Annotated in this window: 13 protein-coding genes and 3 tRNA genes; 5 read left to right on the forward strand and 11 right to left on the reverse strand. The window is 62.7% G+C overall.

From position 1 onward, the window contains the following. Positions 1 to 369: 369 nt before the first annotated feature. From Q362_RS0106520 to Q362_RS19465, 8 genes are all read right to left on the reverse strand, one after another. Positions 370 to 446 (reverse strand) — tRNA-Asp (locus tag Q362_RS0106520). Between the two features lie 9 nt (positions 447 to 455). Then, positions 456 to 531, reverse strand: a tRNA-Val gene (locus Q362_RS0106525). 116 nt (positions 532 to 647) lie between these two features. Further along, positions 648 to 3065, reverse strand: a complete 2418-nt coding sequence (gene lon, locus Q362_RS0106530) for an endopeptidase La (protein WP_028318034.1) — start codon at positions 3063 to 3065, stop codon at positions 648 to 650. A 9-nt stretch (positions 3066 to 3074) separates the two neighbouring features. Next, complete coding sequence (gene clpX / locus Q362_RS0106535) at positions 3075 to 4343, reverse strand: ATP-dependent Clp protease ATP-binding subunit ClpX (RefSeq protein WP_051553781.1); 1269 nt, start codon at positions 4341 to 4343, stop codon at positions 3075 to 3077. Then, complete coding sequence (gene clpP, locus Q362_RS0106540) at positions 4340 to 4948, reverse strand: ATP-dependent Clp endopeptidase proteolytic subunit ClpP (protein WP_028318036.1); 609 nt, start codon at positions 4946 to 4948, stop codon at positions 4340 to 4342. The genes clpX and clpP overlap by 4 nt, the downstream gene beginning before the upstream one ends. A 74-nt stretch (positions 4949 to 5022) precedes the next feature. Continuing rightward, the gene (gene tig, locus Q362_RS0106545) at positions 5023 to 6342 is read right to left on the reverse strand and encodes a trigger factor (protein WP_028318037.1); all 1320 of its coding nucleotides are present in this window, start codon (positions 6340 to 6342) and stop codon (positions 5023 to 5025) included. Between the two features lie 112 nt (positions 6343 to 6454). Next, positions 6455 to 6540, reverse strand: a tRNA-Leu gene (locus tag Q362_RS0106550). Positions 6541 to 6632: 92 nt separating this feature from the next. Beyond that, entirely contained in the window at positions 6633 to 7631 is a 999-nt protein-coding gene (locus Q362_RS19465; protein ID WP_051553784.1) for an MFS transporter, read from the reverse strand. Positions 7632 to 8096: 465 nt separating this feature from the next. Here Q362_RS19465 and Q362_RS0106560 point away from each other — a divergent pair, with 465 nt between their 5' ends. The 5 genes from Q362_RS0106560 (at position 8097) to Q362_RS0106580 (ending at position 12220) form a co-directional block, all read left to right on the forward strand. Continuing rightward, on the forward strand, positions 8097 to 9101 hold the full coding sequence (locus Q362_RS0106560; RefSeq protein ID WP_028318038.1) for a YhdH/YhfP family quinone oxidoreductase: 1005 nt from the start codon (positions 8097 to 8099) through the stop codon (positions 9099 to 9101). Between the two features lie 198 nt (positions 9102 to 9299). Beyond that, positions 9300 to 10688, forward strand: coding sequence for a nucleotide 5'-monophosphate nucleosidase PpnN (ppnN, locus tag Q362_RS0106565; RefSeq protein WP_028318039.1), 1389 nt, complete (start codon positions 9300 to 9302; stop codon positions 10686 to 10688). A 135-nt stretch (positions 10689 to 10823) separates the two neighbouring features. Next, positions 10824 to 11411 (forward strand): DJ-1/PfpI family protein, encoded by a 588-nt coding sequence (locus Q362_RS0106570; RefSeq protein WP_028318040.1) that lies wholly within the window; start codon positions 10824 to 10826, stop codon positions 11409 to 11411. Positions 11412 to 11546: 135 nt separating this feature from the next. Then, entirely contained in the window at positions 11547 to 11930 is a 384-nt protein-coding gene (locus Q362_RS0106575; protein WP_028318041.1) for a MotA/TolQ/ExbB proton channel family protein, read from the forward strand. Between the two features lie 44 nt (positions 11931 to 11974). Next, a complete protein-coding gene (locus Q362_RS0106580) occupies positions 11975 to 12220 on the forward strand; it encodes a hypothetical protein (protein ID WP_028318042.1) in 246 nt (81 codons plus the stop codon). Between the two features lie 62 nt (positions 12221 to 12282). Here Q362_RS0106580 and Q362_RS0106585 read toward each other — a convergent pair whose 3' ends face one another. From Q362_RS0106585 to Q362_RS19470, 3 genes are all read right to left on the reverse strand, one after another. Beyond that, a complete protein-coding gene (locus Q362_RS0106585; RefSeq protein ID WP_028318043.1) occupies positions 12283 to 12885 on the reverse strand; it encodes a nitroreductase family protein in 603 nt (200 codons plus the stop codon). A gap of 94 nt (positions 12886 to 12979) precedes the next feature. Then, on the reverse strand, positions 12980 to 14773 hold the full coding sequence (locus Q362_RS0106590) for an NAD-dependent malic enzyme (protein ID WP_084312377.1): 1794 nt from the start codon (positions 14771 to 14773) through the stop codon (positions 12980 to 12982). Between the two features lie 133 nt (positions 14774 to 14906). Next, positions 14907 to 15914 (reverse strand): DUF1848 domain-containing protein, encoded by a 1008-nt coding sequence (locus tag Q362_RS19470; protein WP_051553786.1) that lies wholly within the window; start codon positions 15912 to 15914, stop codon positions 14907 to 14909. Positions 15915 to 16030 lie beyond the last annotated feature (116 nt).

Consider the following 16030-nt stretch of genomic DNA (forward strand, 5'->3'; position numbering starts at 1 on the left):
CATGCGGAACCATCGAACGGTCTGCCCTTTAAACTGACAATACCGATGTCCGCAGGTCTGACAGACAACATGGCGGTTGGTCGTTTCAACAGAGAAGACAAGGGCATTGCCAAGAACGTGCGTGCTGCGATAGGAGACGCCCTTGATGCCAAGGGCATGATATAAAAGTGTTTGTGACATGGCTGAGCTCCTTTGTGTTGTCGGGTTTCGTCACCAAACAACATCGCTCATGTCATGTCACTTTTCCACAACTCCTTCCAACCCCAGGTACGCGTTTGCCGGATGAACCAAAAAACTTGTCGGCCCACCTACGGCCCACCAAAAGAAAAAAGGCACTTAACGCTCATGCGCTAAGTGCCTGAATTTTACTGGCGGAGCCGACGAGACTCGAACTCGCGACCTCCGGCGTGACAGGCCGGCGTTCTAACCAACTGAACTACGACTCCAGTAGCTTATGGTGGGCGAAACAGGGCTCGAACCTGTGACCCTCGGCTTGTAAGGCCGATGCTCTCCCAGCTGAGCTATTCGCCCCGAAAGGTGACGGTCTATTTAGCAGGTGGACTCTTGTCCGTCAAGAAAAAAACAGAGCCGGACTGGACGATTAGCAAATTCGCCATCGGCTTTTCAGCCGGCACGACCGGCTCAATTCAATGCGCCGGAGTGTTGTGCGCCGAAATGGTGAAATCGCTGAAAATCGAATCCAGCGGCACATCCTTGAACAGGTTTTCCCCTTCCCTCAGAATCAAGGCGCGTTGCAACACCTCGTCGACATCGTCCACCAGATCGATGGCCAGACTGCCGCGAATCTTCTGAGGCACGTCCCGCAGGTTGCGCTCGTTCTCCTTGGGAACCAGGACATGGGTGATGTTGCCCCGCTTGGCCGCGAGCAGCTTCTCCGTCAAGCCGCCGATCGGCAATACCCGGCCCCGGAGGGTGATTTCGCCGGTCATGGCCAGGGTGCGGTCCACCGGCAGCTTGAGGATGGCGGAGACGATGGCGGTGGCGATGGTGATGCCCGCCGACGGCCCGTCCTTGGGTATCGCCCCCTCGGGCACGTGAACATGGATGTCGATCTTCTGATAGAAGTCGGGGTCCAGTCCCAGGCGCATGGCCCGCGAACGCACGTAAGACATGGCCGCTTGGGCCGACTCCTGCATGACATCGCCGAGCTTGCCGGTGATGGTCAGCTTGCCGGAACCGGGCATGATGGTCGCCTCGATCTGGAGCAGTTCGCCCCCGACCTCGGTCCAGGCCATGCCGGTGGCCAAACCGATTTCGTTGCGTTCCTCGGCGAGGCCGAATCGGTACTTGGGCACGCCCAGATACCGCTCGACCGCCTGGGGCGAAATCCGGTACTTCTTGCGCGGCTCCTTGTTCTTGAGCCGTTCCCGAGCCACCTTGCGGCAGATGGAGGCAATGGTCCGTTCCAGGCCGCGCACCCCGGCCTCGCGGGTGTAGCGGCGGATGATCTCCAGGATGGCCTTGTCGTTCAGGGCGATCTCCTCGGTCTTGAACCCGTTGGCTTCCAGCTGTTTCGGCAGGAGGAACTCGCTGGCGATGTTGAGCTTTTCCTCCTCGGTGTAGCCGCTGAGCTGGATGATCTCCATGCGGTCCTGCAACGGCACCGGAATGCCGTGCAGGTGGTTGGCCGTGGTGATGAAGAAGACCTCGGACAGGTCGTAATCGACGTCGAGATAGTGATCGTTGAAGGCAAAATTCTGCTCCGGGTCCAGCACCTCGAGCAGGGCCGCCGAGGGATCGCCCCGGAAATCGACGCTCATCTTGTCGATTTCATCCAGGCAGAACACCGGATTGATCACGCCGGCCTTCTGCATGGAGAGGATGATCTTGCCCGGCATGGCTCCGATGTAGGTTCGCCGGTGGCCGCGGATCTCGGCCTCGTCGCGCACCCCGCCCAGGGACAGGCGGACGAACTCCCGCCCCATGGCCCGGGCGATGGAACGGCAAACCGACGTCTTGCCGACGCCCGGTGGGCCCACCAGACAGAGAATCGGCCCGCGGATTTTCTTGACCTGGGCCTGCACGGCCAGATACTCGAGAATCCGTTCCTTGGGTTTTTCCAGGCCGTAATGATCCTCGTTGAGCACGACCTCGGCCCGCTCGATATCGATCCTGGCGCGGGATTTCTTTTTCCACGGCAGGCTGAGGATGGCGTCGATGTAGTTGCGCACCACCGTGGTCTCGGCGGACATCGGCGGCATTTGCCGCAGCTTTTTGAACTCCTTCTGCACTTTCTCCCTGACCGCCTTGGGCAGGCGTTTCTTGTCGATCACCTCCTGCAGCTCGGTCAGGTCGTCGCCTCCCTCACCCTGCCCCATCTCCTCCTGAATGGCGCGCATCTTTTCGGAGAGATAGTAGTTACGCTGGGTGGCGTTCATCTTCTTCTTGACCTTGGCGTGGATATCCTTCTCCATCTCGGAGAGTTCCATCTCCCGATAGAGGATCTCCAGCACCTTGGCGATGCGCTGCGGCAGGCTGACCAGTTCGAGAATTGATTGTTTCTCGTCGGTTTTCAGCTGGATATGGGAGGAAATCAGGTCGACCATCCGGGAAGGATCGTCCAGCGAGGTGATCGATTTCAACACCTCGCGCGGCAGTTTCTTGTTGGTCACGGTGTACTGATCGAAGGCCTTGCGCAATTCGCGGAGATAGGCCGGCACGTCCTCCCGCTCGATGTCGACGTCCGGGGCTTCCACCAACCGGACCGAATAAAACGCGTCCTCCCGGTCGCCGCCCTCGAAGGCGCCGACGATGATCGCCCGCCGCTTGCCTTCCACCAAGGCTTTGATGGTGCCATCGGGCAGGCGCAACAACTGCATCACCGACGCCAGCGTGCCGAGCGAGTACAGATGCTTCTGTTCGGGATCGTCCACCCGGGCGTCCTTCTGGGTGACCAGGAAGATCAGCGAGCGCTGCTCCATGGCCGCCTCCAGGGCCAGGATCGATCGCTTTCTCCCGACCACGAGCGGCGCCACCATGCCGGGGAAGAGGACGATATCCCTGAGCGGCATCAGGGGGTAGGTTTCGGCTGTCAGTTCACTCATCGGCATACATCAGGCAATCTTTTTTGTTTCGGCGTTTTCGTAGAGGATGACCGGATACTCTCCCTGGGTGATGACCTGTTCGTTGATCACGCATTCGGTGGCGTGCTCGTCCGAAGGCAGTTCATACATGACGTCGAGCATGCACTCCTCCATCACCGAGCGCAAACCACGGGCTCCGGATTTGCGCGCCAGCGCTTTCTGGGCGATGGCCTTGTACGCCCCTTCGGTGAACCGCAGGGTGATGCCCTCGTAGGCGAACAGCTTCTGGTACTGCTTGCTGAGCGCGTTCCTGGGTTCCCTGAGAATGCAGATGAGGTCGTCTTCCGTCAATTCATCCATGGTGGCGATTACCGGCAGGCGGCCGACCAATTCGGGAATCAGGCCGAACTTGAGCAGATCTTCCGGTTGGATCGAAGCCAGGATCTCGCCGATGGGCCGTTCCTTCTGGCTGACCACCTTGGCGCCGAAGCCGATGGCCTGGGTGCCGGTGCGCCGCTTGATCACGTTGTCGAGCCCGACAAAGGCGCCGCCGACGATGAACAGGATGTTGGTGGTGTCGATGCGGACCAGTTCCTGCTGGGGGTGCTTGCGCCCGCCCTTGGGCGGCACCGAGGCCATGGTGCCCTCGATGATCTTGAGCAGGGCCTGCTGGACGCCTTCGCCGGAAACGTCGCGGGTCAGGGAGGCGGAGTCGGATTTGCGGGCGATCTTGTCGATCTCGTCGATGTAGATGATGCCGCGCTGGGCCTTCTCGATGTCGTAATCAGCGGCCTGGAGCAGACTGACCAGGATGTTTTCCACGTCCTCGCCGACATAGCCGGCCTCGGTCAGGGTGGTGGCGTCGGCGATGGTGAACGGCACCTTGAGCAGACGGGCCAGGGTCTGGGCCACTAGGGTCTTGCCGCTACCGGTCGGGCCGATCAGGATGATGTTCGATTTCTGCAGCTCGACATCATCGTGCTCCACAGGCGGGGCGTTGATCCGCTTGTAGTGATTGTGAACCGCCACCGACAGGATGCGTTTGGCATGATCCTGGCCAATCACGTACTGGTCGAGATAGGCCTTGATCTCCTTCGGTTTGAGCACCCGCTGGCCGAATTCGGACTGCTCCCCCTCCCCGTCGGTGGATTCGGTCATGATCTCGTTGCACAGCGCAACGCACTCGTCGCAGATGTAGACATTGGGCCCGGCGATCAGTTTACCGACCTCTTCCTGGCTCTTGCCGCAAAAGGAACAAACGCAGGTCAGGCTCGGGTCGTCGTGAAAATCGTTGTTCACCGTTCCTTCTCCGCAGCCAACTCTTCGCGGCTGGTCAAGACCTTGTCGACGATACCGTATTCGCAGGCCTCGGTCGCGCTCATGAAATTGTCGCGTTCGGTGTCGGCCTGAATCTTTTTCATCGCCTTGCCGGTGTGCCTGGACAAAATGGTGTTCAAATCGTGCCGCATCCGCAGGATCTCCCGGGCATGGATGTCGATGTCCGTGGCCTGCCCCTGGTACCCGCCCATGGGTTGATGGATCATGATCCGCGAGTTGGGAAGGGCAAACCGCTTGCCGGCGGCACCGCTGGCCAGCAGCAGCGCGCCCATCGAGGCGGCCTGCCCCAGGCAGAGGGTGGCCACGTCGCAGCGGATGTACTGCATGGTATCGTAGATGGCCATGCCGGCGGTCACCGATCCGCCGGGGGAATTGATATAAAAAGTGATGTCCTTGTCCGGATCCTCGGCCTCCAGGAACAGCAACTGGGCCACAATCAGACTGGCGACGTCATCGTTGACCTGGCTGCCGAGAAAGATGATCCGCTCCTTGAGCAGCCGGGAATAAATATCGTAAGCCCGTTCGCCGCGCGGACTCTGTTCGACAACCATTGGTACCAGATTCATACTTTCCACTCCGGAACATGATATCCCGGCGGCGGGTTGTGCGACCCGCCGCCAATTGAAACAACGGGGCCCGGTCAGGCCGGGGTCTGCTCGGCGGCCTCCACAGGCGCCACTTCGGTGATTTTTGCCTGTTCACGCAGGAAATTGAGCACCTTCTCGTTATGCAGCTCGTTCATGAACGGCAGGATCTCTTCCCGCCGCTTGAAATATTTCTTCACCTCGTCGAGGGTCATGCGGTACTGGTCGGCGATGCGCTGATAGCCACGCTGGATGTCCTCGTCCGCGATCTTGATCTCCTCGATCTCGGCCACCTTCTTGAGAAGGAAGTCGCCCTTCACCCGCTTGATCGCGATTTCCCGGTTCTTTTCCACCAGGTCGTCGAGCTTGATGCCGGCCGACTCGAACGACAGGCCGCTCCGCTTGAGATTCTCCTCGGCCTGCTTGAGCATTTCCTGAATCTCGTAGTTGACCAGCCGCTGCGGCACCTCGAAGGGGTTGAGCTCGATCAGCTTGAGCATGATCTTGTCGTCGAGATCGCCCTTGAGCGCCTCGTCCTTGGATTGCTGCAACCGCTGGCGGATGTCGTCACGGAGTTCGGCCAGGGTGTTCAGTTCCGGCTTGATGTCCTTGGCGAATTCGTCGTCGAGGGCCGGTTTGATCCGCACCTTGACATCCTTGATGTCGACCTTGAATTCCACGGTCTTCCCTGCCAGCATCGGATTGGGATAATCCGCCGGAAAGGTGATCTCGTAGAGGGTCTTGTCACCCTTCTTCAACCCGAGCAGTTTTTCCTCGAAGTCCTTGCCGAGCCGGTGCATGCCGATATCGACGCTGAAATTTTCGTTGTTGACTTCCTTCATGGCCTTGCCGTTGTGAAAGCCCTGAAAATCGACCACAGCTACGTCGTCCATGGCGATGGCATGGCCCTCCTCGGCGGTCTGCAGCACCGCCTGATGCCGCTGCAGCAGGGTGATCTCCTTGTCGACCTCCTCGTCGCGCACCACAACCAGCGGCTTTTCCACCTCCAGTCCCTTGTACGCCTTGAGGTCGATCTGGGGCTTGACATCGACCATGGCCATGTACACAAAGGTGCCGTCGTCCTTGAAGCTATGCTCCGTGATCTCGGGATGGACCACGGGATCGAGTTTTTCTTGTTCAACCGCGTCGAAATAGCTCTCCTGCACCAGTTTCTCGCCGACCTCGGCCTGCACCTGCTCCTTGAAGTTGTTTTCAAGCACGCCCTGCGGAATCTTGCCGCGACGGAATCCCCTCAGTTTGACATCTTTGTTGATCTTGGCATAGGCCTTGGCAAGAGCCGGCCCCACGGTTTCCTTGGGGAGGGTGACGGTCAGTTTTCTTGTCAATTCGGAGAGTTGTTCGACGACGATATCCATGGACTGCGGTTCCTCTTGTTCGGTTTGCCGGGCCGGCGAAGCCGGCGGCGTTGGCTTTTTTGTCAGCCCGCTCTTCGATGGTGGCGCGCGCTGTGCTTGATGACGGAGCGACTGGTGCGAGAGGGGGGACTCGAACCCCCATGGGGCTGGCCCGCTGGATCCTAAGTCCAGTGCGTCTACCAATTTCACCACTCTCGCTTTACGTTAAACCATAATTAATAACCGGAATAACTTTTCCCGTCAAGTGATCGCTGGCGAGAAAAAGATGTATTATCAACAAATTTAAAGCATTAAGGAGAGGGAGGCATGAAGCGGGCAACGGCATCCCCCTCTTCGGTTTCGCCCGCGCTTTCTCCGGAACGGATCAGAAAGGCTGCCAGGAAACACAGGATGACGATGGCACCGGCCGTGGCCCAGAAGGCATGGCGCATGCCAAGGGCGTCCAAGCTGAGGCCGCCCAGGATGGCGCCGGTGAACACCCCGGCGCTCATCGCCAGGTTGAACACACCCATCATGGTGCCGTGACCGAAACGCTCGCGGCCCTCCTCCACGGCATAGGCCCCCAACACCGGCCAGAGAACGGCCTCGCCGAAGCCGAGAAAGAGATAGACGCCGATCATGGCGCCCAGTCCGGTCACGGACGGAATGAGCACCACGGCGACACTCATGCAGAGGCAGCCGCAGAGCAGCAGGACCACCTTGTCGAACCGGTCGGCCAGCGCGCCGAACGGATACTGGAGCACCGCGTTCATCAGCGTCCGGCTGGCGATCACCAGGCCGGTCTGCATGCCGCTGCTGCCGGGCCATCCGGCCATCATCACCGGTAGAAAGGCCATGGTCGGCACCATCATCAGCACCGTGGCGAACCGGGCGACGAGAATGCCCACGGTGCGGCGGCGGTGCAGCATGCCGCTGACGTTTTCAAGCAAGCCGGTCTGTTGCTGCCGGTCGACCGGGCAGCAGGCGGGCATATTGCCCCACACCAGCAGAAAGGCGAAAAAACAAAGGCCGGCCATCACATGAAAAACCGTCGCCATGCCCCAGGTATCGGCGCAATAGCCGCCGAGCACCGGCCCGCAGCCGATGCCGCAAAACACGGCGATATTGACGACTCCCATATAGCGGCCTTCCTGGCCGGGTGGGGAGAGGAAGCTGGCGTAGGCCATGGCCACCGGCACGATCATCGCCGCGCCGAAACCCTGAAACAGGCGGATGGCCACCAGATGCGACACACTGCCGGCAAAGGGAATCAGCAGACCGACCAGGCCGTAAATGAACAGTCCGGCCACAAGAAACCCCTTGCGGCCCCAGCGGTCGGAGAGATTGCCGACCCACCGGCTGCCACAGCCCCCGGCTCAGGGAAAAGGCGGCGGTGATCAGTCCCAGGGCGAAACCGGAGGCGCCCAGTTTGGTCGCCAGGACCGGCAGGATCGGGATGATGATGCCGACGCCCAGCAGGGCGATGAACACCGAGACTACCACGGTGACGAGGATGCGATTGAACATTGCTTGTCTTTCTCGTGTGTTCCCGTCAAGCGGGAATGAATGCCGGGAATCGGGTTCCGCCGACCGGGCCGGCGCCTCGCCGCTGCCAAACGTCCTCTTCATACCATCCGGCCGGGGGAATGCAAAGCCGCTCTTGCCGGGTCGCGGCAATCACCCCTGTTTCCCTGCCTTGAACCGCGCGCCAAAACACCGTATAGTGAGCCGGTCATGCACCACTCTTTTGCCTGCACTTTCTTTCAGGAGGGATTATGGAAAACTTGGGTTTCAAAGCGATGATCGTCTCAGAAGCCGGGGACAGGCGGTTTGTCCGCGCCATCGGCGAAAAACGCATCGAAGATCTGCCGGCCGGCGAGGTCCTGATCCGGGTGCACTATTCCTCCATCAACTACAAGGACGCCCTGTCCGCCTCGGGCAACAAGGGCGTGACCCGGCGCTATCCGCACACGCCGGGCATCGACGCGGCCGGGATCGTGGCCGAAAGCGCCGATGCCTCTATTCCGGCGGACAGTCCGGTGGTGGTCACCGGCTACGACCTGGGCATGAACACCAGCGGCGGCTTTGCCGAATACATCCGGGTGCCGGCCGCCTGGGTGGTACCGCTGCCCGCGGGCCTGACACTGCGCGAGAGCATGATCTGCGGCACCGCCGGCTTCACCGCCGCTCTGGCCTGTCACAAACTCATGGAAAACGGTGTTGCTCCGGACCAGGGACCGGTGCTGGTGACTGGCGCCACCGGCGGCGTCGGCTCCATCGCCGTGGCCATCCTGGCCAAGTCCGGCTACCAGGTGACAGCGGCCACCACCAAGACGAACGAGGCGGCCTACCTGCAATTGATCGGCGCCAAAGAAGTGATCCCCACCGCCGAGGTCGACGACCAGAGCGGCCGCCCCATGCTCAAGCCGCGCTGGGCCGGCGTGGTGGATACGGTCAGCGGCAATATCCTGAGCACGGCGATCAAGGCCACCCGCTACGGCGGCACCGTCACCTGCTGCGGCAACGTCACCTCCGGCGAACTGCATACCTCGATCTACCCCTTCATCCTCAACGGCATCAGCCTATTGGGGATCGATTCGGTCAACTGCCCCACCGGTCTGCGCCGCGACATCTGGACCAAACTGGCCGGCGAATGGAAACTCGACCATCTCGAGGCCATCACCACCGAACTTCCCGGCCTCGAAGCTCTGGACGAACGGCTCGGCCTGCTGCTGCAGGGCAAGCACAAGGGCCGCGACATCGTCCGTATCGGCGGCTGATGCGGGTCCGGCATTTTCTGCGACCGGTACCGACTTCGATACTTTCGATCGGCAGCCGCCCGATTATCCCGCCGTCCAACGAAGAACAAAACAGGACCTCCTGATTCCACCAGACTCTCCGGGCGGCCGGGCGTCATTCCCGGCCGCCACCCGATTCCCTCTCCCGAACGATCAAGCGTGAAAAACCTCAACATACCCGTGTCCCGCGACGTCATCGATGCCCGTATCAGCCCCAACGGCAGCCTGGATGTCCTCTCCCGGCTGGAAGTGAGCAAACTGCTCGACACCAGTCGCGGCGAGCTGTACCCGCTCTTCCGCAACTCGTCGCTGGCCGTGCTCAACTACGGCGACTATCTCGACGACGGCCGCGAACTGCTCAAGCGCTACCAGGATTTCGACATCCGGGTGATCCAGGAGGAGCGCGGCATCAAGCTCGACCTGCGCAACGCCCCGGCCAGCGCCTTTGTCGACGGCGAGATGATCCGGGGCATCAACGAGCACCTGTTCGCCGTGCTCCGCGATGTCGTTTATGTCGACGACACCATCAACAACAATCCCCGCTTCGACCTCGCCAGCTCGGACGGGATCACCAACGCCGTTTTTCACATCCTGCGCAACGCCGGCATCATGCGGCCGCGCACCGAGCCGCGCCTGGTGGTCTGCTGGGGCGGGCACTCGATCACCCCGGCCGAATACGACTACAGCAAGGAGGTCGGCTACCAGTTGGGCCTGCGCGGCCTCGACATCTGCACCGGCTGCGGGCCGGGCGCCATGAAGGGTCCGATGAAGGGCGCCACCATCGGCCACGCCAAGCAGCGGATCTACAACGGCCAGTACCTGGGCATCACCGAGCCGGGCATCATCGCCTCGGAATCGCCCAACCCCATCGTCAACGACCTGGTGATCATGCCGGACATCGAAAAACGGCTGGAGGCCTTTGTCCGCGTCGGCCACGGCGTGATCGTCTTTCCCGGCGGCGTGGGCACGGCCGAGGAAATCCTCTACATCCTGTCTATTCTCCTCGATCCGGACAACTCGCGCATCCCGCTGCCGCTCATCTTCACCGGTCCGGCCGCCGCCGCCGGCTATTTCGAGCAGATCGACCGCTTCATCATCGACACCCTCGGCCCGGCCACGCGGCAGATGTACCGGATCATCATCGACGATCCCGAGGCCGTGGCCAGGAAAATCCTGGAAGGGGTGAAGGAGGTGCATCGGTTCCGGCTGAAGACCGACGACGCCTTCTATTTCAACTGGCTGCTCAACATCGATCTCAGCCTGCAACTCCCCTTTGTGCCCAGCCACGGGAACATGCGCGCCCTCGATCTGCACAGGAACCAGCCGCCGCACCTGCTGGCCTCCAACCTGCGTCGGGCCTTTTCCGGCATCGTCGCCGGTAACGTCAAGGATGCCGGCATCCGGGCCATCGAGGAAAAGGGCGTGTTCGAGCTCTGCGGCGACGCGGCCATCATGCGGCCGCTCGACGATTTGCTCACCGCCTTTGTCGAACAGCGGCGGATGAAACTGCCGACCACGGCCTACAATCCCTGCTACCGGCTGGTGACGGAAAACGGCGCCCTGTCGTGACCATTGTCCGTAATTGCCTCCGGAAGGATTGCTTTTTCCCGCCGGGTGCAGGATAATTGATGCGCTTGTGTCGGCCCCGCACCCTGCGGGACGACAACCACCAACACACCAACCAATTCATCCGAGGAGGTCAGCATGGCAGCAAAGAAAATCTTGATGCTGGTGGGGGATTTTGTCGAGGATTACGAGGCGATGGTGCCGTTCCAGATGCTGGTGATGGTGGGGCACGAGGTCCACACGGTCTGCCCTGGGAAAAAGGCCGGCGACACGGTGAAGACCGCCATCCACGATTTCGAGGGCGACCAGACCTACAGCGAAAAACCGGGGCACCGGTTCGCCGTCACCGCCACCTTCGACGAGATCGACCCGGCGAGCTACGACGCCCTGGTCATTCCCGGCGGCAGGGCGCCGGAATACATCCGCCTCAACGAGCGGGTGCTCGAGATCGTCCGCCATTTCGCCGCCGCGGCCAAGCCCATCGCCGCGGTCTGCCACGGCCAGCAGGTGCTGGTGGCTGCCGGCGTGCTCGAAGGCAGGGCCTGCACCGCCTACCCGGCGGTCAAGCCGGACATCGTCCGGGCCGGCGGCACCTGGGTGGAGGTCAACGACACCTTCTCCAACGCTTACGTCGACGGCAACCTGGTCACCGGTCCGGCCTGGCCGGCCCATCCGGAATGGATACGCGCCTTTCTCAAGGTGCTGGGCAGCACCATCATGCCGTGACGGCGTGACCTGGGCGGCCGGCATTGGTCGCGCCGACGAGATTTGCGGTACAATGACTGACAGAGGCCAGCGGCGGGTTGCATGGTGCACCCCGGTCCCGCGTCCCACTGTTGCCACCAAAGGTGTGTGCATCCCATGCTTCGAGATCTAGCCCTGGCCGCCAAGGCCGCCTGCAGCCGGGAGGACCAGGAAAGCCTGGTGCCGATCGTCAAACAACTCCGCGACCTGGGCGAGGTCGCCTGCAAACGGGGCTTGCTGGCCCTGGAAGGCGAACTGCCCCAGATCAGGGACCCCCTGCTCAAGCTCGGCATCGAACTGATCGTCGACAAGACCGAACCGGAGAACGTCCAGGACATCCTCGACGCGGACATCTACTATAACGAATCCAACGGCCGCGAACTGCTGAAGAAGATCATCATCCGCGAGGGGCTGCTCCGCATCCAGGCGGGCGACAACGCCCGCAACATTCTGATCTGCACCCGGATCTTTCTCGGCAAGGTCGAGCCAGGCGCCTGGTAGACGGGCGCAGACAGCCCGCTCCTCGCACCTCGGGAGGCATGCCCATGCTGCACGAAAAATTCGTCGACCTGCCGAGAGAGCGGCAGATCGAAGCGGTCAGGAGCCGGTTTCACCATCGGGAGGGGGGCGGCTGGTTCACGGCCGAAGGCGTCTTTGCCGGCGCCAGCGAGGCGGACGTGATCGCCGCGCTCGTCGACCTGGAAGAGGCCGAGATCGCTGCCATCGGCGACTGCATGGGCGGCTGCCCCATGATCGCGCCCCGGCTGGAGGATTTTGTCCGCAGGCGGTGACCGGCCGGACCCGGCGCGGGCGGCCGTTTCCCGGCAAAGAAGTCCCTGCGCTTTGTCTGCGGCTAGAACCGGTCGGTGACCATCACCTCGCCGAGCGGCAGCTTGTCACCCCGCGGCCACGGCGGGGCGAGGCCCTTGCCGATGGCAACGAACATGGCGATGACGTGATCGGCCGGCAGATTGATCAAACGGGCGACCGCCTCGAAATCGAAGCCGTCCATGGGGCAGGAATCGTAGCCCATGTCCTTGGCCGCCAGCATCAGGGTCTGGGCCGCCATGCCGCAGGAGCGCATGGCCTCGTCCCGCTGCACCTGGGTCTTGCCCCGGTAGTAGCTGTCGATGGCCGGTACCACGAAGTCGCGCACCCCTTGGGGCACCTCCCGCCAATACCGCTCGGGCTCCTTGGCCCAGGCCATGAGATCGGCGCAGAGCACGATGAACAGCGAGGCGTCGGTCACCTGGGCCTGGTCCCAGGCCACCTCCCGGATCCGCCGCCGCAACTCCGGATCGCGCACCACCACGAATCGCCAGTTCTGGATATTGAAGGCCGTGGGCGACAATACGGCCAGGCCGAACAACCGTTCGATGTCCTCCTCGCTCATGCGGTGAGTGGGATCGAAGGCCTTGACCGCCCGCCGCTGGGTGATGGCTGCACAGGTTTCCATGGGTTCCTCCTTGCATGGCATGGGGCGCCGCAACGCGCAACCGGTGCCCGGCGGACATCCGCCGGGAGGAAGGGAAACACCGCTGCGCGACGCCTCAGATATAGCTCTGATACACCGGCTCGAACATCAGCGAGCGGATGGTCTCGGTCAAATCGTCCGGCCTGGGCTTGCCGGCCAGTCCGCTGGCATAGGCCGCCTCGGCCACCGCCACCGCCACATCGAGCGACACCTCGCGGATGCGCGGCAGGGGCGGGAAAACCCTGCCGAATCGCAGATCCGCTTCCGAAACGTCCCTGGCCACGACCCGGGCGGCGGTGAGGAACATCTCGTCCGTGACCCGGACCGCGCCGCTGGCCATCACCCCCAAACCCACGCCGGGGAAGATGTAGACGTTGTTGCCCTGGGACGGATACAACGTGCGGCCGTGGGCGACCACCGGTCCGAAGGGGCTGCCGCTGGCGAAAATGGCCCGGCCGCCGGTCCAGGTGTAGGCCTCCTCGGCTGTACACTCGGATTTCGACGTCGGGTTGGAAAGGGAAAAGACGATCGGCCGCTCGTTGATCCGGGCCATGGTTTCCAGAATTTCGGGGGTGAACCGCCGGGGCTGGCCGGAAACGCCGATGATTCCCTGCGGTCCCAAGGCCTGCACCGCGTCGTGAAAGTCGGCGACGGGCGGATGATCGTGGGCGTAGAGCCGCTTGTGGCCGCTGAGGTCGGTGCGGCTCTTGACGATCAGTCCCTTGGAATCGAAGTACCAGCAGCAGCGGCGGGCCTCCTCCGGGGACAGCCCCTCCTCGATCAGAGCCGAAACCAGCAGCTCACCCGTGCCCAGCCCGGCCTCGCCGGCGCCGAGGAACAGGAAGCGCTGATCTTTAAGGGCGCCGCCGGTGATCCGCAGGGCCGAGAAGATGCCGGCCACGGTGACCGCGGCCGTGCCCTGGATGTCGTCGTTGAAGCAGCAGACCTGATCGCGGTACTGCTGGAGCAGGCGGAAGGCGTTGCGGTTGGCGAAGTCCTCGAACTGGATCATGCAGCCGGGGAACACCTGCTGCACGGCGAGGATGAACTCCTCGATCATCTCGTCGTAGAGTTCGCCCCGGATACGCGGATGCTGGAGACCGATGTAGAGCGGATCGTTGAGCAGGCGGGCGTTGTCCGTGCCCATGTCGAGGGTCACCGGCAGGCTGAGCGAGGGGTGGATGCCGGCACAGACCGTGTACAGGGCCAGCTTGCCCACCGGGATGCCCATGCCGTCGGCGCCGAGATCGCCCAGGCCGAGGATGCGCTCGCCGTCGGTGACCACGATGACGCGGATGTCGTTGTACGGCCAGTTGCCGAGCAGTTCCGCCACCCGTCCCTTGTCGCGGGCGGTGATGTAGATGCCGCGCGGCCGCCGGAAGATATGGCCAAACTGAAGGCAGGCTTGGCCGACCGTGGGGGTGTAGACGATGGGCAGCAGTTCCTCGATGTTGTCGAGCAGCACCCGGTAGAACAGGGTTTTGTTCCGGTCCTGGAGGGCGATGAGGTAGACGTAGCGCTCGATGTCGGTGGACTGCTTGCGCAGGTTCTCGAGAATGCGCTGCACCTGCTCGTCGATGGTGTGCACCCGGGGCGGCAGCAGGCCGGTCAGGCCCAGGGTCTCGCGCTCCTCCAGGGTAAAGGCCGAGCCCTTGTTCAGGGTCGGATCGCGGAGCAGGGCGATGCCGGTGGGCAGGCCGGCCACCCGGTTGCGGGCCCGCAGGCGGGCGCTGGCATCGCCGCCGGCGCTTTTCTTCAGCATGGATTGCAGGTTGATATGGCTCAGGAATCGCGACAGGGTCTCGCCGTCGACCAGATCCTTCTCGAAGCGGATGACCATTTCGTCTTTTTCGTGCTGTATGGTATACATAGTACCTTCTCTCCGCTCAGTGGCGGCAGGACTCCGGGTTGTCGGCGCCGCCGGCGTCCTTCCGGGCGAGGCCGGATGACGCGAGCGGGCGCATTTTCAATAGGTTAAGCATTACAACCATTTGCCGGCACTGTCAAGGCTCAGCCGACGGGGGCGGCGGGAAAGGAGCGACCGGAGCCGGGCGGGGATGCAGCGGCTCGGCCAGAGGCAGCACGCCTTGGGGCGAACAGTGGGAGATGCCGGTGCGTTCGGTGACGGTTTCCCGGCCGGTCAGGTTGCCGACCAGCAGCGGCGAGCCGGGATCGTGGGCCGCCCGATTGACGGCCACGGTCCGCCCGCTGCCATTGGCATAACAGTAGCGGCAGCCGTGCGGACAGGTGCCGTAGGCGCCGATATCGACGCTGGCCGCGCAGCCGCAGCCCGGCCGTTGCCCCTTGTCTCTGGGGATGCGCACCGGCCGGCCCAGGATCGACGCCACCAGGCGGTCGTCGATGCAGCGGGCCGCCTCGATGCCGCAGCATTCGTCGAGGAAGGGATCGCAGCAGGCGTAAACGGCGATGCCGTGGTCGGCGGCGATCGCGGCCAGCCGGCCGACGAAGGCCATCCTTTCCCGATCGTCGACGGAGAGCAGGCCCATATTCTCCAGATTGCGCCGGCATTTGGCATACAGCGTGACGAAGCTGATGGTGCACCGACGGGTATGTCCGCGCAATCCGGCCGCCAATTCGGCGAATGCGCGCAGCACCGCCTCCGGCCCCTGCCGGCGGGTGAACAGGATCGGGTCAAAACGCCACAGCACCCGTTCCGGCCCGATCCGGTCGGCCAGGGCGCGGAAGGCGGCGATCCGTTCCCGTCGTGCGGGCAGGAACGGTTCCATGATTCGGTCGCAGGCGGTCAGGGTGTACTGGAAGTAAAAACGATGGCCCAGCCGGCCGATTTCCGCCAGACGGGGCAGCAATGGCGCCGGATTCTTGGTCCAGAAAACGATACACTCCACCATTTGCGGGTCCAGGGCGATCCGGGACACCTGGTGCGCATTGAAGGGATTGCGCACCAGGACATACCCCTCGCGCAGCCGGTTGAGCAGCCATTCGCCGTACACCGCCGGAATATCGGTCCGCCTGCTGGCGCTGATGATCATTGCCGTTCCCCTTTTCTGCCCGTCAAACGGGCCACCCCGGCGCCGAACGGGTCAAAACAACCCGATTCCCGCACTCAACACGTCACAACGACCCGATTCTTCTTCCATGCGTCGCC

It is taken from the genome of Desulfobulbus elongatus DSM 2908 (assembly GCF_000621145.1).
Lineage (GTDB): Bacteria > Desulfobacterota > Desulfobulbia > Desulfobulbales > Desulfobulbaceae > Desulfobulbus > Desulfobulbus elongatus.

Coding starts and splice junctions, on each gene's coding strand:
- lon (WP_028318034.1), bottom strand. CDS start 3,065: ATGAGTGAACTGACAGCCGAAACCTACCCCCTGATGCCGCTCAGGGAT.
- clpP (WP_028318036.1), bottom strand. CDS start 4,948: ATGAATCTGGTACCAATGGTTGTCGAACAGAGTCCGCGCGGCGAACGG.
- tig (WP_028318037.1), bottom strand. CDS start 6,342: ATGGATATCGTCGTCGAACAACTCTCCGAATTGACAAGAAAACTGACC.
- Q362_RS0106560 (WP_028318038.1), top strand. CDS start 8,097: ATGGAAAACTTGGGTTTCAAAGCGATGATCGTCTCAGAAGCCGGGGAC.
- Q362_RS0106570 (WP_028318040.1), top strand. CDS start 10,824: ATGGCAGCAAAGAAAATCTTGATGCTGGTGGGGGATTTTGTCGAGGAT.
- Q362_RS0106575 (WP_028318041.1), top strand. CDS start 11,547: ATGCTTCGAGATCTAGCCCTGGCCGCCAAGGCCGCCTGCAGCCGGGAG.
- Q362_RS0106580 (WP_028318042.1), top strand. CDS start 11,975: ATGCTGCACGAAAAATTCGTCGACCTGCCGAGAGAGCGGCAGATCGAA.
- Q362_RS0106585 (WP_028318043.1), bottom strand. CDS start 12,885: ATGGAAACCTGTGCAGCCATCACCCAGCGGCGGGCGGTCAAGGCCTTC.
- Q362_RS0106590 (WP_084312377.1), bottom strand. CDS start 14,773: ATGTATACCATACAGCACGAAAAAGACGAAATGGTCATCCGCTTCGAG.
- Q362_RS19470 (WP_051553786.1), bottom strand. CDS start 15,914: ATGATCATCAGCGCCAGCAGGCGGACCGATATTCCGGCGGTGTACGGC.